16 protein-coding genes, 1 tRNA gene and 2 pseudogenes are annotated in these 21,065 nt (G+C 57.6%); 7 read left to right on the forward strand and 12 right to left on the reverse strand.

Annotated features, from left to right (window positions below; all coding sequences use genetic code 11):
• Positions 1–200: 200 nt before the first annotated feature.
• The 5 genes and pseudogenes from ACZZ0K_RS10280 to ACZZ0K_RS10300 form a co-directional block, all read right to left on the reverse strand.
• Entirely contained in the window at positions 201–977 is a 777-nt protein-coding gene (locus ACZZ0K_RS10280) for an HvfC family RiPP maturation protein (protein ID WP_252886210.1), read from the reverse strand.
• Complete coding sequence (locus ACZZ0K_RS10285) at positions 970–1,854, reverse strand: HvfB family MNIO-type RiPP peptide maturase (RefSeq protein ID WP_236168811.1); 885 nt, start codon at positions 1,852–1,854, stop codon at positions 970–972. Before ACZZ0K_RS10285 ends, ACZZ0K_RS10280 begins: the two co-directional genes overlap by 8 nt.
• Positions 1,855–1,967: 113 nt before the next feature.
• Positions 1,968–2,387, reverse strand: coding sequence for an organic hydroperoxide resistance protein (locus ACZZ0K_RS10290; protein WP_258706694.1), 420 nt, complete (start codon positions 2,385–2,387; stop codon positions 1,968–1,970).
• A 61-nt stretch (positions 2,388–2,448) separates the two neighbouring features.
• Positions 2,449–2,964 carry an HvfX family Cu-binding RiPP maturation protein gene (locus tag ACZZ0K_RS10295; RefSeq protein WP_258706693.1) on the reverse strand — a complete coding sequence of 172 codons (516 nt, stop codon included), beginning with the start codon at positions 2,962–2,964 and terminating at the stop codon, positions 2,449–2,451.
• A 373-nt stretch (positions 2,965–3,337) separates the two neighbouring features.
• Positions 3,338–4,398 (reverse strand): annotated as a pseudogene (locus tag ACZZ0K_RS10300) (SDR family oxidoreductase).
• 104 nt (positions 4,399–4,502) lie between these two features.
• Between ACZZ0K_RS10300 and ACZZ0K_RS10305 the strand changes: the two are divergent.
• Both ACZZ0K_RS10305 and ACZZ0K_RS10310 read left to right on the forward strand, forming a co-directional pair.
• Entirely contained in the window at positions 4,503–5,135 is a 633-nt protein-coding gene (locus ACZZ0K_RS10305; protein ID WP_258706691.1) for a dTMP kinase, read from the forward strand.
• Positions 5,136–5,243: 108 nt separating this feature from the next.
• Positions 5,244–5,609, forward strand: coding sequence for a low affinity iron permease family protein (locus ACZZ0K_RS10310; RefSeq protein ID WP_258706690.1), 366 nt, complete (start codon positions 5,244–5,246; stop codon positions 5,607–5,609).
• Between the two features lie 74 nt (positions 5,610–5,683).
• On the opposite strand, the gene ACZZ0K_RS10315 is transcribed toward ACZZ0K_RS10310, so the two are convergent.
• Positions 5,684–6,796, reverse strand: a complete 1,113-nt coding sequence (locus tag ACZZ0K_RS10315) for a hypothetical protein (protein WP_252876305.1) — start codon at positions 6,794–6,796, stop codon at positions 5,684–5,686.
• Positions 6,797–6,922: 126 nt separating this feature from the next.
• A complete protein-coding gene (locus ACZZ0K_RS10320; RefSeq protein ID WP_252876304.1) occupies positions 6,923–7,264 on the reverse strand; it encodes a helix-turn-helix domain-containing protein in 342 nt (113 codons plus the stop codon).
• Between the two features lie 1,342 nt (positions 7,265–8,606).
• On the opposite strand from ACZZ0K_RS10320, the gene ACZZ0K_RS10325 reads away from it, so the two are divergent.
• Together ACZZ0K_RS10325 and ACZZ0K_RS10330 are read left to right on the forward strand one after the other, a co-directional pair.
• Positions 8,607–8,681: transfer RNA gene (locus ACZZ0K_RS10325), tRNA-Lys, on the forward strand.
• Positions 8,682–8,706: 25 nt separating this feature from the next.
• Positions 8,707–11,028, forward strand: coding sequence for a hypothetical protein (locus tag ACZZ0K_RS10330; protein ID WP_463559093.1), 2,322 nt, complete (start codon positions 8,707–8,709; stop codon positions 11,026–11,028).
• 190 nt (positions 11,029–11,218) lie between these two features.
• Here ACZZ0K_RS10330 and ACZZ0K_RS10335 read toward each other — a convergent pair whose 3' ends face one another.
• From ACZZ0K_RS10335 to ACZZ0K_RS10355, 5 genes and pseudogenes are all read right to left on the reverse strand, one after another.
• Complete coding sequence (locus tag ACZZ0K_RS10335; RefSeq protein ID WP_258706688.1) at positions 11,219–11,734, reverse strand: cupin domain-containing protein; 516 nt, start codon at positions 11,732–11,734, stop codon at positions 11,219–11,221.
• Between the two features lie 103 nt (positions 11,735–11,837).
• A pseudogene (locus tag ACZZ0K_RS10340) lies at positions 11,838–14,239 on the reverse strand (TonB-dependent siderophore receptor).
• On the reverse strand, positions 14,194–15,255 hold the full coding sequence (locus ACZZ0K_RS10345) for a FecR domain-containing protein (RefSeq protein ID WP_463559094.1): 1,062 nt from the start codon (positions 15,253–15,255) through the stop codon (positions 14,194–14,196). The pseudogene ACZZ0K_RS10340 and the gene ACZZ0K_RS10345 overlap by 46 nt, the downstream one beginning before the upstream one ends.
• Entirely contained in the window at positions 15,255–15,764 is a 510-nt protein-coding gene (locus tag ACZZ0K_RS10350; protein ID WP_150742140.1) for a sigma-70 family RNA polymerase sigma factor, read from the reverse strand. The genes ACZZ0K_RS10345 and ACZZ0K_RS10350 overlap by 1 nt, the downstream gene beginning before the upstream one ends.
• Before the next feature lie 81 nt (positions 15,765–15,845).
• Positions 15,846–16,742 (reverse strand): helix-turn-helix domain-containing protein, encoded by an 897-nt coding sequence (locus ACZZ0K_RS10355; RefSeq protein WP_252876299.1) that lies wholly within the window; start codon positions 16,740–16,742, stop codon positions 15,846–15,848.
• Between the two features lie 162 nt (positions 16,743–16,904).
• On the opposite strand from ACZZ0K_RS10355, the gene ACZZ0K_RS10360 reads away from it, so the two are divergent.
• The 3 genes from ACZZ0K_RS10360 to ACZZ0K_RS10370 all read left to right on the forward strand — a co-directional run bounded on the left by ACZZ0K_RS10360 (position 16,905) and on the right by ACZZ0K_RS10370 (position 20,837).
• Positions 16,905–18,263: a glutamine synthetase family protein gene (locus tag ACZZ0K_RS10360; protein WP_041480368.1), complete on the forward strand. Its 1,359-nt coding sequence runs from the start codon at positions 16,905–16,907 to the stop codon at positions 18,261–18,263.
• A gap of 187 nt (positions 18,264–18,450) precedes the next feature.
• Positions 18,451–19,539: a polyamine ABC transporter substrate-binding protein gene (locus tag ACZZ0K_RS10365; protein ID WP_258706686.1), complete on the forward strand. Its 1,089-nt coding sequence runs from the start codon at positions 18,451–18,453 to the stop codon at positions 19,537–19,539.
• The gene (locus ACZZ0K_RS10370) at positions 19,536–20,837 is read left to right on the forward strand and encodes an NAD(P)/FAD-dependent oxidoreductase (protein ID WP_258706685.1); all 1,302 of its coding nucleotides are present in this window, start codon (positions 19,536–19,538) and stop codon (positions 20,835–20,837) included. The genes ACZZ0K_RS10365 and ACZZ0K_RS10370 overlap by 4 nt, the downstream gene beginning before the upstream one ends.
• The last annotated feature ends 228 nt before the right edge of the window (positions 20,838–21,065 follow it).

Genomic DNA, 21,065 nt, shown 5'->3' on the forward strand with positions numbered 1-21,065 from the left:
GGAAGCTCGAGGCGAAGGGCGCAAGCGTCGTCCACTTCGACAGAGCGACCTTATTCGGGCAGGCCTATTTAGCGGGAGTCATGTATCGGCGATGTATCGGCGAGAGGAGCATTTGTAAGCCAATCCCAAGACTTCGCGTTTGGGTACATAGAGATACAAAAACCGACCTCAGCCTTTGCGCGTCAGTCAGGACAACAGCTTTAAACGGGTGTCGCTGCTACCCCGACGGCAGCTTGCGCATGCAGCTGGCGCAGCAGAACCAGTGCGTCAGCGACGAAGCCGGTCACGTCTGAAGCACCAGCCTCCGCAGCCAAAGCGTGCAACTGCGCTCGACCATCCATGTCAGGGAACTGCTCGATCCGCTGCAACAAACGGAACGCGAGAGGGCTGACCTGGGAGAATTGCACCTGGCCACTCTGCACACGGCTGATCAGCAGCAACGTCGGTTGTTCTGGCGGTTCAGAAGGCAGATGACCTGGCCCGAGACGATGTACGGCCCAGGTGTAAGCCAGCGGCCAGACGAGCGGGGAGAGCCTGAGGGGGCGGTCGAGTAAGTGCGCCGCATCACTGGCCTTTAACGGCGCAGCGTCCAACTGTTGCAGCGCCATTTCCACCCACTCGTAATGCGCCAATTCAGGCAAGAACGGGTACCAGGGGTGTTCGTGATCAGGCGAGTCCTCCAGGCTCGCTACGAAGTCTACAAACTCACGAGCAATTTCTCCGAAGCGTGGCGTTTGCGCGCGGTAATCACGCAAAAAACGTCGCACCAGCGCACGCCAACCGGCATCACCCAGCACGGCAACCAGCACCGGAAACGTCCCACCCAGCAACCCCAACAGATTGTTCAACACCAAGTTGAGATAGACCTGCGCTCTTGCGGGATTCATCTGCGCAGGCGGCGCATAACTGTCCGGGTCACGCAGGTACCGGGTCAGCGCGAGCTGCTGACTGTGCAAACTTGAAGGGGAGTCAGCCATCGACAGTCACCCGCGCCAAAGCACCCGCGTCGCGTTGCAAGCGCCTGATGGTGTTCAGCTCAGCCACCAGTTCGTCGTAGGACGGAAAGTTGAAATCGCGCTCCAGCAGGGTTGGCTTCACGCCGAAAAGGTCATAAGCCTGTCCCAGCAATGACCAGACTACCGGTTTGACCGACGCACCATGGGTGTCGATGATCAGGTCATCAGCTTCGTCGTAATGCCCAGCCACATGCATGGCGACTACGCGTTCTGGTTCCAGGCCGGCGAGGAAAACCGTTGGATCAAAGCGATGGTTCACTGAGTTGACGTACACATTGTTGACGTCGAGCAACAGGTCGCAATCGGCCTCGCGGAGCACTGCATTGGTGAACGTCAGTTCGTCCATGTCCTGATGAGCAGCGGCGTAGTAAGAGACGTTCTCTACAGCAAGACGACGACCGAGAATGTCCTGTGCACGGCGGATGCGCGCAGCAACGTGATGAACGGCCTCCTCAGTGAATGGCAACGGTAGCAGGTCGTATAAATGGCCATCGTCATTGCAGTAACTGAGGTGTTCGCTATAAAACGGCACGTTGAAACGATCAAGAAACCCGCGGACTTGCTCAAGAAAAGACTCGTCCAGCGGCGCACTGCCACCCAGCGACAGTGACAGGCCATGGCATGACAGCGGGTAGCGTTCAGCCAGCAACTGCAGGACCTCACCATGAGCGCCGCCGATGCCGATCCAGTTCTCTGGAGCCACCTCCAGAAAATCGAAATCACCGACCGGAGCGTCACGAAGCGTATTGAGCAGCGCACGGCGCAACCCGAGCCCGACTGTCGCCTCCAGGGGGAGCTGTGGATCTAAATGCGTTGGTGATGAAGTGTTCGTTTGCATGAGCTCAATACTCCGATTCGACGTCTGAAACGCCCGATCCACGCCACCTCCACGGTCACCTTTGGCAGCCGGGTGGGCGTGGATCGGGCGATTGAAACCCGCCACGGTTCTGCTCAAACGAGGTTGATCACCACGTTGATGTTGTTCCGCGTCGCTTTGGAGTACGGGCATGTCTGGTGTGCGGTGTCGATCAGCTCTTGAGCGACGTTGCGATCCAGCCCGGGAAGGGAGACGTTGAGGCGAGCCTGGAGGAAATAAGCGCCATCGGTTGTGCCTAGATCCACTTCGGCGTCGACCGCAAGGTCACCCGGGAGGGTGACTTTCAGCTTGCTCGCCGCAATCCCCATCGCGCCGATAAAACAGGCCGACCAACCTGCGGCGAACAACTGCTCTGGGTTGGTACCGGCGCCAGAGGTGCCAGGCGATGACAGCTTTATATCCAGTCGGCCATCGTCACTGAGGGCGGTGCCATTGCGTCCACCCGAAGAGGTATGGACTTTGCCGGTGTACAGCACTTTATCAATATGGGTCATGGTGAAACTCCTGATTAACTAGCGGGGGTTGAGAGCGATAACCTCGGTGACGCGATAACACTCAGCGTGCATTCAAGCGCTTGAGATACCGACCGATGAATGCATCCAGGCTCAGCTTGCCGGCGCCTGTGCATACCAGTGGCAGAAGTGCGACGAGATAGATCAACGGCAGCTTGAAATTGCCGTAGCCTTTGTTGCTGATGGAGTAGCCCATAGCCAGTTCGCTCAACGTCGACCACTCTGCTGGCCAGTGAACTGCGGCAGTTGCCACGACGGTGACCACTATGAGGATCAGTGCAGAGAGGCGTGTTCCCAGACCTAAAAGCAAAGCAATGGAACAGAGCAGCTCTGCCCACATGGATAACTGCCAATTGAACGTAGCCGGCAGCTGATTGAAAGGAAAAGGAAAGGCCCCTTGAATGCTCGGGAACCAGTTCTCACCGTTCCACTTTTCCCATCCCGCTTCAAAAAACTCCCAGGCCAGAAACACGCGCAGGCTTAAAGGGGCGACCCAGTCTCCAGCGCGATCGAGGTTATGCTGGAGCCGATTCAAGACCGATGACGCGTTTGTTTGCATGGGTTTAATCCTCCGACTTGTCGTCAAGAAAGTGGAAGCCGTTAAGGTGCTCCCAATGACAGGTGTCAGGCACAGCAGCACTGCGCTGGCCGTGGGCGCAGTTCATCCTGTTGGTGTATCTCGCTTGTGTCTGAGGGGGCGGGAAGATCAATGTTGTGTAACGTGTTTGCGTCCGTACACACTTGGATACAGAGCAGTGCCTGTCGAAGGCGCTATTTTGGAGTTGGGCTATACGATTGGCTGCGTTCTGCCGGTGACAGGCAGGAGGATTTCACAGGGCGAATGAAAGTCGCAGATGTGGGGGGCGAGGGCGTGGAAATTACTGTTGAATGAGGGGACACGCCAGGTGCCCACCTTATCTGTCTGGAACCGCCTAAGGTATCAAGCGCATCTCGCGCAGTTTGTCGAACACGTCAAAAAATGCCTGATCGCTCGCCTGGTAGGCAGTGAAGCCCATCAGTCGGCTTTTCGACATATCCGTGACCACTTCGATAGGGCGACCGAGATCTGCATCGGTATGCCATGGGGAAATCAGACGTCCAATGTCGGACTCTTTCAAACCGTGCTCGGCGACTATTTTCGTCCATACGGCTTGATCGTCTGCCATCTGCTTTTCAAGGGTGAGGCTGAAGCGGGATAATCGGCAGCAGGCAGGTCGAAGTATTCGGCAATGCGGCCCCACATCCATTTCCAGCGGAATACATCGCCATTGGTGATATTGAATGCCTGATTCGCCGCAGTCGGCGTAGTAGCCGCCCACAGTTGTTGTTTCGCCAACTGCCGCGCATCGGTCATGTCGGTGAGGCTGTCCCACTGCACCCTGGAACCGGGAAACACAAAAGGGCGATTGGTGTGCTTGCAAATCGAGGCATAGACGGCGAGGGTGGTCGCCATGTTCATCGCATTGCCCACGGCCACCCCAGTGACGGTATGCGGGCGATGCACGCTCCAGGTGAAACCGTCCTTTTCCGCAGCGGCGAAGAGTTCGTCTTCCTGAGCGTAATAGAAATTCTCGATATCCAGACGACCCTGTTCTTCGCGAAACGGCGTCTGTGGCAGGCTGCCCTTACCATAGGCTTCGAAAGGGCCGAGATAGTGTTTCAGGCCGGTAACCAGTGCTACGTGTTTGACGCTTTTCGCTGGGCGAATGGCGGCGAGGACGTTGCGCACCATGGCGGCATTGACGCGAATGTTCTCGGCCTCCGTGTTTTGCCGTGACCACGTGGTAATGAACACATGCGTGGGTTTCACATCCCTCAGCGCATGTTCCAGTGAAGCAGGGTCCTGAAGGTCTGCCGCGACAGGGATCACGCCTTGAAGTTGAGATGGATGCCTCGACAGCGCGGCGACCTGCCACTGGTTGTCGATGAGTAACTGGGTGATGGCGCTGCCGACAATGCCGCTGGCGCCCACGACTAGAGCTGTCTGGGTCATAGGTTTCTCCTGGATTTGAGTTTGGGAGTCCTGCTGAGCAACAGAGGTTCAACCTGAAAATCCGTTAGAGTGTTCGCTACTCCCTGTTAAAGCCTGTGAGAAAAATGACTCGTCCGCTGTTTGTCGCTTTGGATGGCCCCAAAGGCGTCGGCAAAACCTCGCTGTTGGAGGCCATCACTGAAGTCTTGAGGGCAGACAACCAGAAAGTCATCCGACTGTGCGAGAAAAAAAGCGACCCGTTCAGGGGCGAGACAATGCATCTGGTGAACCGACTCGTCCGACATCCCGACCGGATTCTGGAGCTGGAAGTTTGCCAACGCCTGGCTGATAGCCGCAGTTGGATTTCCCGAAACGTGCTGACCAAACAACCCGCCGACAGCATCATCCTCATCGATCGCTGGTACCCGTCCGATGCCGCGTTTCGCCGGATAGTCCCGTTTGCTGAAATCCTGCAATTGAACATTGACCGCAACGTACAGGTGCCAGACCTGCATGTCGGGGTGGTTACAGCGGCGGAGATTTCGTGGGCGAGAGCAGGGGCACGCCGGCGTGGCTTGAGCAGCACTGTGCTTCGCGGTCTGGAGGAGCATGTCGCTTGTACTGAGGCGTTTGAGCTGGCCGCTACCGATCAGGGTTGGTTTTTGTGTCGGAATGAGGGAACGATCGAGGAGGCGACGGGGCGGGTGGTAGGGGAGATTAATCGGGTGGTGAGCCGCCGGTGCAGCCGCTCGATCTGACGCCTGAGCAATCGTGCGAATCTGCGCCACCGACGAGCGGCGCAAATATGACAAAGTATTTCGCCACCATACGAGGTCAAGTGATTAGGTTTATTCAGAGGTTTCAAGATGAGATTTGCACGCTTTTGCCAGACACTGTCCAACAGGGCGGGTAGCCCGAAGACCTTTTTGACAGCGATCGTTCTGATCGTCGCCTGGGCTGGCACAGGGCCGTACTTTCATTACAACGACACTTGGCAACTGATCATCAACACCTCGACAACGATCATTACGTTCCTGATGGTATTCCTCATTCAAAACACCCAGAACCGCGACAATGACATTCTGCATCTGAAGATCGATGAGCTGATACGAGCTACCCACGAGGCACAGAATGCTACGTTGGGGCTGGAGCAAATGGGCTCGAGTGAGCTGCGAAAACTTCGTGAACAATACCGCATGCTGGGTGAGTCAGGGCAGATCAAGTTTGATTGAAACTGGCGAAGCACCCGCAAAGCTACGGGGCTCCAGCATTGCGAGCATTGCTGGAGCCCCGCATCGATCGGCTATCAGTCGAAACTCAGTTCCTGAGTCTTGATGTGATTGGCCACTGCGCCGGAGATGGCGTCGAAGATTGCTTTTTCATTGTTGCTGTAGACCTCCATGTCGAGATCCAGGGTAATGGCAGCGCTGCGGATCATTACACCTTCATGGTGGTAGCTGACAAACAGTGAGTGCCAGTCTGTGAATTCCACATCCAACACGAGGTAAACCACTGTCACCGAAGCCATGCCCTGGTCGTTCTTGATGGGGCCAAAGGCGACAGTCGTGCGGCCGTCCTTAGTGCTGGCCTTGTTCCACCAGAAGGTCATGAAGTCGTGGGTGCCCGAATCGTTGGGATCCTTGGCCAAGAGCGTCGCGAGCTGCTTGAAACTCTCGAGTTCCGTCGCTCCCAGATACGTGCCAACGATGGTGGTCAGCAAACTACCGATGTCCACGTCACCTGAAGAGACATCCTGCCTGACCTGGCCGCCACTCGCTGCCTTTACGGTAAAGCCCAGATCGGTCAGTTGGTAAACCACAGCATCGAACCATTGCTTCGTCTGCAGATAGTCCGTATTGGTGATGTCCACGCCCTTGTTTTTCAGGACGGCGCGCGCAGCCCCCTGTGCGTAGAGGTTCAGGTGGGAGTATGCGCTGACCTGCTCCGGGGTAGCATCGGTCATGGCATAAACCAACTGCGAGTCGATGGCTGTGGCGTCGATTGTCGTCGTAGTTCCACCGGTTAGCACGCTGCCCAGCTTAGGCGGCGCAAGGGCAGGCCATGCGCAGGTGATGATCCTGCTCGTAAATCCCACACCATCGCGAAGATAGGCTTGACGAGAGCGCCAGTCGGGATGGGAAGTGCGGTCGATAGTGAAAGGGACGTCACGCAAGCCTTCGGGAGGGTTACCTATGGACTTGTCGATTGCCACGTTGAGTCTCTTCAGAAGCCCGTCGCACTCGCATTTCGCGAAAACATTCAGATGGTAGTTCAGGCCTTCTGTGTTGGTGACTTGCACGTGAGCACCAGCCCCCAGGGCCGCTTGGCAAGTTGAGATGTTCCGACCGAAAAGGCTGAACGTTTTCTGGGACTCGAACTTCACTTCTACATCAGCTTTTGCAGATTCCTTAGTGCACATGATGATCTCCAGCTCATACCCAGGCGTCATTGCTCGGGCATCTAGAAGTTATCAATATCGGACCCTTCGTGAAGCTCAGTCGGTTGAGCATTGCTCACGAATTGCCCTGAAAATGTTGCGTGGCGCTCAAGTTGCTGGAGTGGTTACTTCATCAAGAAACTTGGCGAGGTTACGAACGTCGTTGTCGGCCATTCTTTCAATCACGTCCGCGAGCGCTTTGCGATGCGGCGCGTCATGCATGGCGCCGAGCGTATGCTGTCCACGGCCGAGCAGAAGCCAATCGGCATTGACGTTCAGCTCGACGCACAGCTTGGCGAAGTTCTCCATACTGATTGGCTCTGAACGAAACCACCGACTGAGGGCGCTGTCAGTCACACCGATTCGGTGTGACAGCGCGTAGAGTTTTGGAAACCCACGAAGGGTATATGCGAACTGAAGTCTCTCGCCGTAGCTTTTGATGCCATGCATTTCCATATCTTTCTTCGTCCTTTACTCGGAGAGGCATCGAAAGCTTCAGAAGTCCGCAGCCTCTCCGGGTTTAAGGCGGGTGAAGCCCCCAAGAGCGAATCGAGTGTGGTGAGAGGCACATGGCAGCGCGCCAACGATTGCTCTCGGCCATGCTAAAGACGAACTCATGTGCAGTGATATGAACTTTACCGACTGAGAGCTCAGGTAGGTGTCCGGCCAAGGTGATTGTCTGGTTCGAGCGATTATGGCCTGAGCGCCAGCCAACGACTTGGTTATAGAGGGTAGGGCTAGCGAAAATGAGGTCGCGGCAGAGCTTCTGGATGACCAGGGGCGGACTGCCGCAATCTACCGGCTGGACGTTTCAGCAGCTGATAATAAGCTCGGCGGCCAGGCATTCGCTGCCATGGTTGAGGCTATTCTGGATTTCGACCCGGCTCTCGTTATGGGCACAGAAGAGGCTCAGTTTGGAATTGGCCATGATGGAGCGCTAACCAACGCGCATCTGCAGTATGCGAGGCTGAGGCGCTATGGGGATCGGTTTCACCGCGCGCTCACACAGATATCTCAGCGGCCGTTAACAACCTTGAAGAGTGATCGCACGTCGGTGAGTGCGCACACGGTCAAGCGGTTGGACTCCGCATCCGTGCATAAGGCACTCAGAGGGCCGACGGGACAGGCACTCTTGCATCCTGCCAGCACTCAGCGTCCGGCCTTGAATACTGTTCGCTTTGAGGTCAGCAGATCTTACGAGGAAGAGGACAATCCGGCCAATCAGGCCATTGGACTCGCCTTCGACGAAGCGCTTCTTGGTTTTCGACGCGAAGTATCGCAGCGCCCGCGCCAGCGTCCTGGATGCAATGGAGTCAGCGCACATTTATCACGACAGTCTCCAGTGGAAGGGCATCAAGCCTGACGTTTCATTGCTGCTGATACCTAGGGCAGACAAAGTAACGGCGCTTATCAGCCCGACTTATCATGCGGACTATGGGGTCGGAGCCTGGCAAATCAGTGCAGAATCAGAAGGGGAGGCACTGGGGATCGAACTCAAACGAATTCTGAGTGCAATACCAATCGCGGCCGCTCCAGCCCCTACAATTGCTATTGGAACGGCGAAGTAATCGATTACGCACAGTAGCGCTAAACTCGCTGACAATCCCGCAACCCGAAATAAAGTCGTCGGGCTCCAGGCGTATTGGTTCGCGACGCCGGTGCAAAGGACTCGATCGAACTGCGCAGGTCTTGACGACTCTTCCCGAGATCACCTGATTACGTTCAGGTTCACAAGCGGCAATGTTTTCGATCTTCACAATCGTTCAGCGCTGGTGGACAATCCGCGCTCTGTTCCGGGGTAGTTCAGCGGTAGAACACTCGGCTCTTAACCGGGTGGGCGCTGGTTCGAATCCAGCCCCCGGACCCACAACATCGCAGGCTCGGAAGGACTCATGCTCAGGGACGATAGGGAATCGAATGCGAATGCCGGCATAGGTGCCGGCTATGCAGCCTTTCAACTGTCTCGGGCACTCGCTGCATCGGGCCTCGACGATAACGGACAGACGAGCAAGCGCATCGAGCGCTGGCGCAATGTAATCGAGCACATATTGCAGGGATCTGCGTCGTATGGCTCACGAACTCCATTCGCGGATGTGCCTGAGTGGGTCACGCTGGAAGTCGCCACGGGTGGCTTTGCCACTGGGCAGTACATGGCCGGTGGCGCACTGACCGAGTACGAGCGACATTTGGCTGCTTCGATTCCTGGTATCCGTCCTGGCTTCGAGCGACTCGATCTCAACACTTGGCACCTTACGGAGGAGGGGATTGAGGTACTGCAAACGAAGCTGGCGAGCGGGGATTATCGAATCGAGGTGCCAGAAGAAGCTGCACTGCTGACGGTGGCCTGGTTGCTGGGCCAACAACGTACAGAGAACGCATGGGATCTGGTTGAAGCGATAGCGCCTTTCTTTGAACAGCTGCGATTCTTTCCGATGGCTTCTGACGGTTCGCCGCTTTCAGCAGGGCAAGTGCAGGTTTTTACTGTCGGTGATGTCAGAACCGTGCTTTCAAACCGCCCAGCACAGACGCGTCTGGCAGCGCAAAAACATGTCGTCGAGACTCGCTTGCCGCTCTACGATGCGGCGGTGTCGCTTTTCCTTTTGACGTATCAGGATGATTGGCCTTGCCGCCGGTATCCCCAAGGCTGGTTTGAGCAGGCGAATACTCTGAAGCGGCAGTTCGATGCTTCTTGCCCCAGCGCTCCGTGTGAAGCTGAAAACCGGCGGGATCGGGTAGGGGAGTTGTTTGCACTGCTGGGGGTTTGCGCCAGCGATGCGGCGTTGCTTACCGGACGACAAGTCGGACGAATTCGCAGGATCGTCGACGATTTCGTACGCAAGCATGGTCATACCGAATCCGAGTCTCATCAAAAGCACAGAGACTCTCAACGCGGTCACGTGTCCGCACCCGGTCACCATCTATTTGCTAAAGCGGTTGCCGCACGTCTGAGCAAGTATCCCGGTTCGGACGGAGTTTCCGACTTTTCATCTCTGCTGCAACCCGTTACCTGCGAAGAAGCGACCGCATATTCGCTGTTAACAGGTATCGGCATTCCTCCTGATATTCGTCGACGCGTCGAGCGGTGTCGAAAGGGCACAATTGCCGAGCTGATCGATAAGGGATTGATTACATCCGGGGATACCGTGGCGCGGCTGCTGCCAGCGATAACGGCTGAGATCTGCAGTGCAGGATTTCGCGATATGTCGCTGCGGATGCTCTCTGTAGCAACCTATCGCGCCTTTCGACAACGCCGATCATTGTTGCTGTTGGATCTGCAAAGTCAGGTCAGGATGAATGAATTGCCGTGGGTGGCGGCTGTTGAGGACCAGCGAGAAACGGACGCGGTGGTCGCTGACGCAGCCAGACAGGTCCTGATCGAATGCGCAGCGATGACTCTTTGCGCTTTTCCTCAAGCGATCCTGCCCAACAAACTCATTCAGGAATTTGCTGCGCTTGGTGCGATGGCCAAGCTGGATCTGCCTTTTGTTGAAGAAGTCGCCTCGGACATTTTCATGGGCGCTTTCTCGAACAAGTACATAAGAGCTGCCAGGCAGGCGGCATCTTTGACAGGTGGCACGCTATACGCCAATTACTACGACATTGATGCAAGCCAATTGGCGATGCTTCCTGATCAACCGAAATCCAGGCGGAAAAGGTTCTCCAGACCTGACGCTAGTTCCAGGGACGCATTGGCCAGATTGTGCTCCCAGCGGGCTGATGCGGGCCTGGGGACATGGCGACCGGCGACTAACGGGAAAATCATCGAGCAACAACAGATCCTGACGACGCAAAACCTTGCGCTGTTGTTTGGTGAGCTCGGGCTGAAGGCGCTGTTGCAGTATCGCCTGGCTTCGATGGCCGAGGAATGCTTCAGATGGATATGCGTACGCCAGCAGATGAAGTTGCGGTTTTATCACTCCAGCCTGGTGGTGATCAAAAATACGGCTTATGCCTGGCGGCAAATGGTCTTTTATCTAGCGATGCTTGATGAGGCAGAAATGCGTTTCGCGATTGAACGTATCGAAGCTCATTTCGCGATTCAGCCTAGTGCATTTCGTGAAAGGTTTCTGCCGGCGATTAGAGGATTGCGAGTAGCGGCTTCTGGCGCACCGTTGACCGAGGCTCGCCAAGCAAGCGAAGGTGCTCAGGTTTTTATCGGATGGACTACCGAGAGACATTGGTTGTTGAAGCTGCAAACGAATGGCGTTGCTTAGACTGAGAGGTTGGGAGTGGTGGATCTGATATCTAAAGCCTGAGGCCATTCGCATACATGATTTAACATAATATACATTACACGTAACAAGATATTACAGGGTTAGCGTGGTTGCCCGAGAGATTTGAATCTGCGCGGTCGCTTCAAAACCAGCTTTCCCTGCAAACTGCATTTGTCCCAATGTACAACTCTCAATCTTCACCGCGCGTAAGCATTTCAATCAGCGCTCCATGCTGCGGATACTGTGCGGTCAATTTTGCTCGATCACCTATTTCCATCTCGGCAAAATCAAATCCTGGCGAAACCGCTTCGCTGATCAAGCCAAAGCCATTCGAGCCTTCCAGCAATCGAGAGGCTTTCCAAGTTCCACCCGGTACGTGCAACTGCAGTTGCTGACCAGCTAAAACATCGCTGCCCATTACCAGCGTTTGCAATGAGCCGTCGGCGTGGATCAGGTTGTATTCGATGGCGTCGCCCAACTGGAAATAATGCAGGATGTCGGACTGATTGAAATGAAACTGGCCCACTGGCGATTGCTCAGTAAGCAGATAGTAGATCGAGGTCAGCAGATATCGCGTGCCTTGCTGCGTTTCGAGGCCGGCACGGTGATCGGCTTGATAGGTTCTGCGGTAATAACCGCCCTCGACATGAGGCTGTAGATTCAGCGCAGCAATCACATCTGTAGCATTCGGCTTGCGCTGAATCATGGCCTTCTCCGTTGCAGGTACGGTTTTTTGTTAGCTCAACTAAACGGTCATTTAGTGTAGTTAACGTGTTTTCGAAGACGATCGACGCACTTACCCTGCTCCATTAGAAATCTACCGTCGCCGACAGCAGATACGTTCGCGGCGTCGAAAGCGTCAATCCCGGCTCACTATCATCCGAAGCACCCGCTGAGCTCCAATAGCGTTTATCCAGAACGTTTTCGACATTGGCGCGCAAGGTGATCGTTTTCTCGTCCAGCCTGAAAGCATAGCGTGTACCTACGTCGAACCGCTCCCAGGAGTCGATTTCCTTATCATTCGCCTGATCCAGATACTGCGAACTCGAATAGATTCCACGACTGGTCAACGTCAAACCCTGCACAGTCGGCACGTCCCACTCTGCACCAAGGTTAACGTTGTATTTCGGTGTCGCCGGTGCGCGGTTGCCGTCGAATGTACCGTTGGTGGTATCGGTCAGTTCGCTGTCGATATACATCACCCCGCCGAGCAATCGGAAGCCCTTCAGCGGTTCGCCAAACACGCTCAGTTCTACGCCGTTGTTTTCGCGTTTGCCGTTCGGGCCGAAGACTCGTGTGGTCGCATTGGTTTCGTAGGCAGGTTGTTTGATGCGGAACACCGCTGCCGTCAGCGCGTATGCACCCGCGTCGTACTTGGCGCCGACTTCGACCTGGCGGCTGATGAATGGCGGGAAGATTTCGTCTTCGTTGATCGACGTCGATGGCGCGACTTTGCCTTGGCTGAGGCCTTCCATATAGTTGGCGTACAGCGAAAGTTTGTCCGTCGCCTTGAACAGAATCCCGCCCGACGGCGAGACCTTTTCTTCATCGTAGGCCGTGTCGCCCTTGATGCCGTCGCTCCAGTCATCGACTTTGACCCGCTGCCAGCGCGCACCCAGAGTCAGCAGGAGTCGATCCTCGAAGAAACCGAGCGTGTCGGACAAGGCCACGCCGCTGAAGCGATTTTCGGTGTAGACCTTGGCGTCATTGCGGGTCGGCGTGCCGGGTCTGGCGATTTCCACCGGGTCGTAGAGATTGCTGCGGCCGGCCGCGTAACGGGCGCCGCCGTTTTCGAAGTCCATATAATAGTAGTTGGCCGCCAAGTTCACTTCATGGCTGACCGGTCCGGTCTGGAACCAGTTACGCACCCCAGCGGTAGCCGTGCGAACGTTTTCGTCGCGAGTGAAGTCGCGCGGCTGGACGCTGAAGTCGCCGGCGTCATTGGTCACCGAAACCGCGTGGCGCAAGAAGTCGTGATTGCTTTTACGTGCGCCGACGCCGCCATACAGCATGACTGAATCGCTGACATCGTACTCGCCGTTGAGCGTGCCGAAAGTGTCTTTGGTTCGCGCCCGGCTCCAAGGTTGCGCGTAGTTGTCGCGCACATCATTGGCGTTCGGCACCTTGGCATTGGCCGCAACTTGCACGCGTTCCTGCGGTGCGTCGGTGTCGCGTTCGGTGTGGCCGATATCGGTGGAAAGTCGCAAGCGTTCACCACGGAAATCCAGACCGAGTACCGCCATGTCGCGATCGACGCTCTGATGATCCCATTCGGTATCGCCGGACTGTTTGACCCCGTTGAAGCGCACCCCGAATTGATTGTCTTCGCCAAAACGCCGTCCGACATCCACTGCGCCGCCGACCTGGTTGTTGGAGGCGTAATTGGCTGTCAGCGAGGTGATCGGCTTGTCGGTCGCGCGTTTCGGCACGACGTTGATCCCCCTCCTACACTGCCCCGTGGCGAAATCCCGTTGATCAATTGGCTCGGGCCTTTGAGGATGTCGACGCGATCGGCCATTTCCATGTCGATGGTGTAAGTCGGCAACACACCGTAGAGGCCGTTGTAGGCAACATCACTGTTGAACAAGCTGAAACCACGAATGGTGAATTGCTCATAGCGGCCACCGGCCGGGTTGGTGGCGCGTACCGAAGGGTCGGTACTGATCAGATCGCCGAGCGTGCGCGCCTGTTGGTTTTTCACCGTTTCGCTGGTGTAGGTGGTCATGCTGAACGGGGTTTCCATGAAATCCCTGGAACCCAACAACCCTTGCGAGCCACGCCGCGCGACCTGACCGCCAGCAAACACGTCGGCATCCGCTGAACCGCTCGCGCCGAGAATCGATGTCGGCGCAAGTTGCAAGGTGCTGCCTTGCGCTGCGGGCACCAGCGTATAAGCCTGATCGCCGACCGGTTGCAGCTGCAAACCAGAGCCCAACAACAACCGGCTGAACCCCTCCTCCACGCCATATTCACCGGACAAACCATTGCTGTTGCGGCCGCTGACCAGTGCCGGATCCACCGAAAGATTGACGCCGGCGAGACCGGCGAAGCGCGTCAGCGCTGTACTCAGACTACCGGCCGGCACCTGATAACTGCGGCGACTGCCATCGTCGGCCCAGCTCGATTGGATCAACATGGGGCTGGCACTCAGGCTCAGCAAAAGGCTCAACTGCAACAACGGACGCAAACGACCTGGAAATACTGCGGGCATTGGAAGAAGCTCTCGATTTTGTTCACTTGCCTGGAATGACCAGCGAGGCGAAAAAAGGGACAGGCTTCAGCCAGTTTTTCCGCACGCGGTACCAGTGACACCCAAAATCGCGTTCGCGCATGCACATCGACGGGCAAACTGGCAGCCAGCAGTGCCAGCACTTGATCGGTATCGTCGAGGCGAAAGCTGCCAGTGACGCGCAGCGATTCCAGCGCCGGATCCCAGCGCAGAACACCCGAGCGGTAGCGACTCAGCTCGCGGAGGAAATCACCCAGCGGCTGGTTTTGCGCCATGACCACACCGTCGCGCCACCCGGGCATCAACGCATCGAACGCCGTCACCGCCCCGGCGCCCGAAGCTTGCAGGCTGACTTGCTGGCCCTGCTGCAATACCAGCGCCGGGCCGTGCAGCGGCTGCAATTGCACCGAACCACGGAGCACGCAGACCTGGCAATCGCGGGAATTGAGGCGCACCGAGATGTCGCTGTGATTGACGATCATCCGCCCATAAGGCGCGTTGACGATAAAGGCTGAATCGCCCGCGACGTTGAGCGCCATCTCGCCACGAATCAGCGTCAACTGACGTGCCGCCAGATCGACATTAACCGCGCTGTCGGTGTTGAGTTGCAATGAATAATCCTGGGCCAACTGCACTTTGCGCCGCTCGCCAGTGCTGGTGTGCAGGTCGGCGCGCCAGACCTCCAGCGGCAGCTCCCGACTGATCAACCACGCCGCCGGCACCAGCGCCGCCACGCCCAAGGCACGCTTGAGAGCAGCGCGCCGCGCCGGATCCGGCCGATCCAGCGTGGCCAGGGCAAGCGCCGGGGGCAAGCCTGCAAAGCGCTGACGCAGTTGTTGAATTTTCTGCCACGCGTTCTCGTGGCGACTGTCGCTGGCGCGCCAATGCTGTAATCGCGCGTGATCTTCCTCGCTGGCACAACCGGACTCGAGCAGTGCCAGCCAGTGCGCCGCTGCCCGCGCCACTTCCCGCATTTCATCATTGGGTGCAACGCGCATCAGAGATCCACCAGCAAACAATGCTCGTACGCCTGGGCCATGTAACGTTTCACCGTGCGCTCGGAAACCTGCAAGCGTTCGGCAATCTCGCGGTAGCCAAGGCCCTCGAGTTGACTCCAAAGAAATGCCCGGCGCACGGGGCGCGGCAAGCCATCGAGCAATTCATCCAGTGCCTGCAAGGTTTCCAGCAGCAACCAGCGCTGCTCCGGCGACGGCGCGCACGCTTCCGGCAATTGCGCCAAGGCGTCGAGGTAGGCTTTTTCCAGATGGCGTCGCGTGTAGAAATTGCTCAGCAGCCGTTTGCCGACGGTGAGCAAGTACGCGCGGGGCTCGCGCAATTCGGCCAGTGGCGGCGCGTTGCACAAGACGCGCACAAAGGTGTCCTGACTCAGGTCCGCCGCATCCCACGCATTGCCCATGCGCCGGCGCAGCCAGGTTTCCAGCCAGCCGCGATGTTCACGGTACAACTGCTGCAGGCTCTGCTCCGCCGGTGACGTGGCTTCAATCATCTCAAGAGACCCTGCGCGAAGGTAGATTCAAATGAGACTGATTCTATTTAACTTCGCCAAGGACACAAAGCCTTTTTCTGCTCAGCGCTTGAGCGTCTCGCTCGGCAGCTCCTTGAACAGCGCGCGGTAACTGCTGGAAAACCGCCCCAGATGCCAGAACGACCAGCGCATCGCCACTTCCGCAACAGTGGTTTCCGTCGGCCGACGCTTGAGCAATTCACGGTGCGCACTGTTTAGCCGCCTCAGGCGCAACCAGTGGCTCGGGGTCATCCCGGTGTAGGCCTTGAAAGCTTGCTGCAACTGGCGCAGGGGTACGCCGGCAACGTGGGAAAGTTCGAGCAGATTGACCGTGTCTTCCGGCGAATCAGCCGCCCACTCCCCTACTCGCTTCATGATTTGGCGTTCGTTATTGCGCTGCTGCAATCCTCCACGATCAAGACGGGTTTGAGCGTTGTCGAGGATGAACAGGCAGTCCTCGAGCAGTTGCCGAGTCAGGCGATCTTTATCAAGTGGATCAGAGGCTTGCGACAACTTCGTGAGAATCGAGCTTAACCAGCCGCTGAACAAAGCGTTCTGTCCGCAGTTCAGCGGCGCCATGAACAGACCTTCGAGCTTTGCCACTTGCAAACCGTGCTCGCGGACGAAATCCGGACCGAACACCACAGCGATTTCACGGTAGTTCTCCGGGGTGATCCAGATGTTGCGGCTTTCTTCGTTGAGCAGATACAGCGCGTTGTCACTGCGATCAAAACAGAACGCCAGAGCCCCGGATGGCGCGCTGAAATTCTGTTCGACCCGGGTGTTCATCTGTTCTTCGTAAACCTCGACGCCCTGCAGATCCAGATAGCGAATCTGCCCGGCGAAATGCCCCGGCGACATCTGCTGGTAATGCTGGACCCAGCCCGGTGTAGCGCGGATTTGCTCGGCCACATCGGCGGTATTGAACGCTTGAACCTGAAGCGGATTGCACGTTGTCATGGGTTGACCCTGCGCACTCTTTTGGTGCGCTTTGGTGCTGCTGAAAGTGGATAGATGGAATCGCAAGCCGCGCCCAAGATAGTCGCCAACGCGCCACAGGGGAAGGGGCGGAAGATGAAACCCGCCCTCCCCGGCGTCTACAAAACCAATAACGAGGTCTTTATGAACGCCCCTTTCGATCAGCTGTTCACCTGGCTGAAAGATCACAAGATTACCGAAGTCGAATGCGTGGTCAGCGACCTGACCGGCATCGCCCGCGGCAAGATTGCACCGACCAACAAGTTCCTGCATGAGCGCGGCATGCGCCTGCCGGAAAGCGTGCTGCTGCAAACGGTAACCGGGGATTTTGTCGACGACGACATCTACTACGACCTGCTCGACCCGGCTGACATCGACATGGTTTGCAAGCCGGTTTCCGATGCCGTGTATGTCATTCCTTGGGCAATCGAGCCGACTGCCATCGTCATCCACGACACCTTCGACAAGTTTGGCAATCCGATCGAACTGTCGCCGCGCAACGTTCTGAAGAAAGTTCTGCAGCTCTACACCGACAAGGGCTGGAAGCCGATTGTCGCGCCGGAAATGGAGTTCTATCTGACCCAACGCTGTGAAGACCCGGACCTGCCGCTCAAGGCACCACTGGGTCGTTCGGGTCGTGCGGAAAGCGGTCGCCAGTCATTCTCGATCGATGCCGCCAATGAATTCGATCCGCTGTTCGAAGACGTCTACGACTGGTGCGAACTGCAAGGTCTGGATCTCGACACGCTGATCCACGAAGACGGCCCGGCGCAGATGGAAATCAACTTCCGCCACGGCGATGCGCTGGATCTGGCTGACCAGATCACCGTGTTCAAACGCACCCTGCGCGAAGCAGCGCTCAAGCACAACGTCACCGCGACGTTCATGGCCAAACCGATCGGCGACGAGCCCGGCAGCGCCATGCACTTGCACCAGAGTGTGGTCGAGATCGCGACGGGTCAGCCGATCTTTGCCGATGCCGAGGGCAACATGAGCGAGCTGTTCCGTCATCACATCGGTGGCTTGCAGAAATACATCCCGAAAGTGCTGCCGATGTTCGCGCCGAACGTCAATTCGTTCCGCCGCTTCCTGCCTGACACCTCGGCACCGGTCAACGTCGAATGGGGTGAAGAGAACCGCACGGTGGGCCTGCGGGTGCCGACATCGGGGCCGGAATCGATGCGCGTGGAGAACCGCTTGCCCGGCGCCGACGCCAACCCCTATCTGGCGATTGCCGCGAGCCTGCTGTGCGGCTACATCGGCATGGTCGAGAAGATCGAGCCGAGCGCGGCGGTCGAAGGCCGGGCCTATGAACGGCGCAACCTGCGCCTGCCCATCACCATCGAAGAAGCCCTGACGCAGATGGAAGACTGCCCGAAAGTCGCCGAATACCTGGGCAGCAAATTCGTCCGCGGTTACGTTGCGGTCAAACGCGCCGAGCATGAAAACTTCAAGCGCGTGATCAGCTCGTGGGAGCGTGAGTTCCTGCTGCTGAGCGTCTGACGGCGCAGCCGTCCCTGTGGGAGCGAGCCTGCTCGCGAAGACGGCCGCACAGTTGATCGTTCCCACGCTCCCGCGTGGGAATGCATCCCGGGACGCTCTGCGTCCCATCCAAAGCCGAACGCGGAGCGTCCGTTGCGGCATTCCCACGCAGAGCGTGGGAACGATCATTACAAGAAGAGGTGTCGATATGCGTCCATTGAAATCCATACTTCCCGTCGCGCTGAGCGTGCTGTTCAGTGCAGCAGCCCACGCCGAGCCCCAGGTCAGCGTCTACAACTGGACCGACTACATCGGCGAAACCACCCTCGCCGACTTCCAGAGCAAGACCGGGATCAAGGTGATCTACGACGTCTTCGACTCCAACGAAACCCTTGAAGGCAAACTCCTCGCCGGCCGGACCGGTTACGACGTGGTAGTGCCGTCCAACCACTTCCTCGCCCGTCAGGTAAAGGCCGGCGCGTTCATGAAGCTCGATCGTTCACAGTTATCAAACTGGAAGAACTTGGACCCGAAACTGCTTGAATTGCTAGAGAAAAATGATCCAGGCAATGCGCACTCGGTTCCCTATTTGTGGGGCACCAACGGCATCGGTTACAACGTCGACAAGGTCAAGCAAGTGCTCGGCATCGACCACATCGATTCCTGGGCCGTGTTGTTTGAACCGGAGAATCTGAAGAAGCTCAGCCAGTGCGGTGTGTCGATGATGGACTCCGCCGACGAAGTCTTCCCGGCCATCCTCAACTACATGGGCATGGATCCGCGCAGTGAAAACCCTGAAGACTACAAAAAGGCCGAAGCCAAGCTGCTGAGCATCCGTCCGTACATCACCTATTTCCATTCTTCCAAGTACGTGTCGGACCTGGCCAATGGTGACATCTGCGTCGCGTTCGGTTACTCCGGCGATGTGTTCCAGGCGGCCAACCGCGCCAAGGAAGCGAAGAACGGAGTCAATATCGCTTACGCCATTCCCAAGGAAGGCGCCAACCTGTGGTTTGATCTGCTGGCGATTCCCGCTGATGCGAGCAACGCCAAAGAGGCCCATGCCTTCATCAATTACCTGCTCGATCCGCAAGTAATCGCCAAGGTCAGCGCCACCGTCGGCTACGCCAACCCGAACCCTGCGGCCAAGCCGTTCATGGATCAGGAACTGGTCAACAATCCTGAGGTTTATCCGCCGCAGTCGGTGCTCGACAAACTCTACATTTCCTCAACGCCGCCTCAGGCGATCATGCGTCTGATGACCCGGTCGTGGAGCAAAGTGAAGTCGAACAAATGAATCAGCACAGCGCACAACACACCCGCTCCTGGTACGCCGCTTCTGCGCGGGCGACCACGCCCTACGCTGCGCTCGACGGAGATTTGATTGCCGATGTCTGCGTGATCGGCGGCGGCTTCACGGGCGTCAACACGGCGATTGAACTGGCGCAGCGTGGTCTGTCGGTGGTGCTGCTCGAAGCGCGACAGATCGGCTGGGGCGCCAGCGGGCGCAACGGTGGTCAGCTGATTCGCGGCATCGGCCATGAAGTCGAGGGTTTCGCCCGTTACGTTGGCCAGAACGGCGTGCGCTATTTACAGCGCGCCGGCATCGATTCGGTGGAGCTGGTGCGCCAGCGCATCACTGACAACGCCATCGACTGTGATCTGCGCTGGGGCTTTTGCGAACTGGCCAACACCGCCGCGCAATTTGCCGCGCTCCAGCAGGAACAGGACAGCCTTGCCGAACTCGACTATGCCCACGCAACGAGGCTGGTCGGGCCGGAGCAGATCCGTGCGCAAGTGGTCGACGCCGGAGTGTACGCCGGCGGATTGATCGACATGGGCTCGGGGCACTTGCATCCGCTTGATCTGGTGCAAGGTGAGGCGCGTCTCGCGGCATCGCTGGGCGTGCGTATCTTTGAGCAGAGTCCGGTGCTGGAAATCCTCCATGGCCCGACCGTCGAAGTGCGCTGCGCCACCGGTTCAGTACGCGCCGGCAGCCTGGTGCTTGGCTGCAACGCGCATCTGGATGACCTCGAGCCGAAACTCAGCGGCAAAGTGCTGCCCGCCGGCAGTTACATCATTGCCACCGAGCCGCTGGAAGAAACTCGCGCCGTGCAGTTGATCCCGCAGAACCTGGCGCTGTGCGATCAGAAAGTCGGGCTCGATTATTACCGTCTCTCGGCGGATCGACGTCTGCTGTTCGGCGGTGCTTGTCATTACTCCGGGCGCGATCCGGCGGATATCGCCGCCTACATGCGACCGAAAATGCTCAAGGTGTTCCCGCAACTGGCCGACGTGCGCATCGACTACCAATGGGGCGGGAAGATCGGTATTACCGCCAATCGTTTCCCCCAGGTTGGCCGGCTCAAACAGCACCCGAACGTGTTTTACGCGCAGGGCTATTCCGGCCATGGCCTCAACGTCACCCACTGGTGCGCGAAATTGCTGGGCGAAGCCATTCACGCCGGCCATAGCCAAGGCATGGACGTGTTCAGCAGCGTGCCGCACATGACCTTCCCCGGTGGCCCGGCGTTGCGTTCGCCGCTGTTGGCGCTTGGCATGTTCTGGTATCGCCTGCGCGAAATGCTCGGCTGAGCCCGCCACGACTCTGGCCCCTGTAGGAGCTGCCGAAGGCTGCGATCTTGGGACGCAGAGCGTCCCGGGCTGCATTCCCACGCAGAGCATGGGAACGATCAGGTCGCAACCTTCGGCAGCTCCTGGACTGCAATCGCGTCCCACGCCAGCTATACACATTTGCTCTATCGCCAAGCACTTCTATATTGATGAAGTGCTTTTGCGTTCCTGACGCTCAGTGCCCGATTA

This window comes from Pseudomonas sp. AC255, assembly GCF_979258175.1.

Coding starts and splice junctions, on each gene's coding strand:
- ACZZ0K_RS10370 (WP_258706685.1), top strand. CDS start 19,536: ATGAATCAGCACAGCGCACAACACACCCGCTCCTGGTACGCCGCTTCT.
- ACZZ0K_RS10365 (WP_258706686.1), top strand. CDS start 18,451: ATGCGTCCATTGAAATCCATACTTCCCGTCGCGCTGAGCGTGCTGTTC.
- ACZZ0K_RS10280 (WP_252886210.1), bottom strand. CDS start 977: ATGGCTGACTCCCCTTCAAGTTTGCACAGTCAGCAGCTCGCGCTGACC.
- ACZZ0K_RS10350 (WP_150742140.1), bottom strand. CDS start 15,764: ATGATTGAAGCCACGTCACCGGCGGAGCAGAGCCTGCAGCAGTTGTAC.
- ACZZ0K_RS10345 (WP_463559094.1), bottom strand. CDS start 15,255: ATGCGCGTTGCACCCAATGATGAAATGCGGGAAGTGGCGCGGGCAGCG.
- ACZZ0K_RS10315 (WP_252876305.1), bottom strand. CDS start 6,796: ATGTGCACTAAGGAATCTGCAAAAGCTGATGTAGAAGTGAAGTTCGAG.
- ACZZ0K_RS10310 (WP_258706690.1), top strand. CDS start 5,244: ATGAGATTTGCACGCTTTTGCCAGACACTGTCCAACAGGGCGGGTAGC.
- ACZZ0K_RS10290 (WP_258706694.1), bottom strand. CDS start 2,387: ATGACCCATATTGATAAAGTGCTGTACACCGGCAAAGTCCATACCTCT.
- ACZZ0K_RS10320 (WP_252876304.1), bottom strand. CDS start 7,264: ATGCATGGCATCAAAAGCTACGGCGAGAGACTTCAGTTCGCATATACC.
- ACZZ0K_RS10335 (WP_258706688.1), bottom strand. CDS start 11,734: ATGATTCAGCGCAAGCCGAATGCTACAGATGTGATTGCTGCGCTGAAT.
- ACZZ0K_RS10330 (WP_463559093.1), top strand. CDS start 8,707: ATGCTCAGGGACGATAGGGAATCGAATGCGAATGCCGGCATAGGTGCC.
- ACZZ0K_RS10305 (WP_258706691.1), top strand. CDS start 4,503: ATGACTCGTCCGCTGTTTGTCGCTTTGGATGGCCCCAAAGGCGTCGGC.
- ACZZ0K_RS10360 (WP_041480368.1), top strand. CDS start 16,905: ATGAACGCCCCTTTCGATCAGCTGTTCACCTGGCTGAAAGATCACAAG.
- ACZZ0K_RS10355 (WP_252876299.1), bottom strand. CDS start 16,742: ATGACAACGTGCAATCCGCTTCAGGTTCAAGCGTTCAATACCGCCGAT.
- ACZZ0K_RS10285 (WP_236168811.1), bottom strand. CDS start 1,854: ATGCAAACGAACACTTCATCACCAACGCATTTAGATCCACAGCTCCCC.
- ACZZ0K_RS10295 (WP_258706693.1), bottom strand. CDS start 2,964: ATGCAAACAAACGCGTCATCGGTCTTGAATCGGCTCCAGCATAACCTC.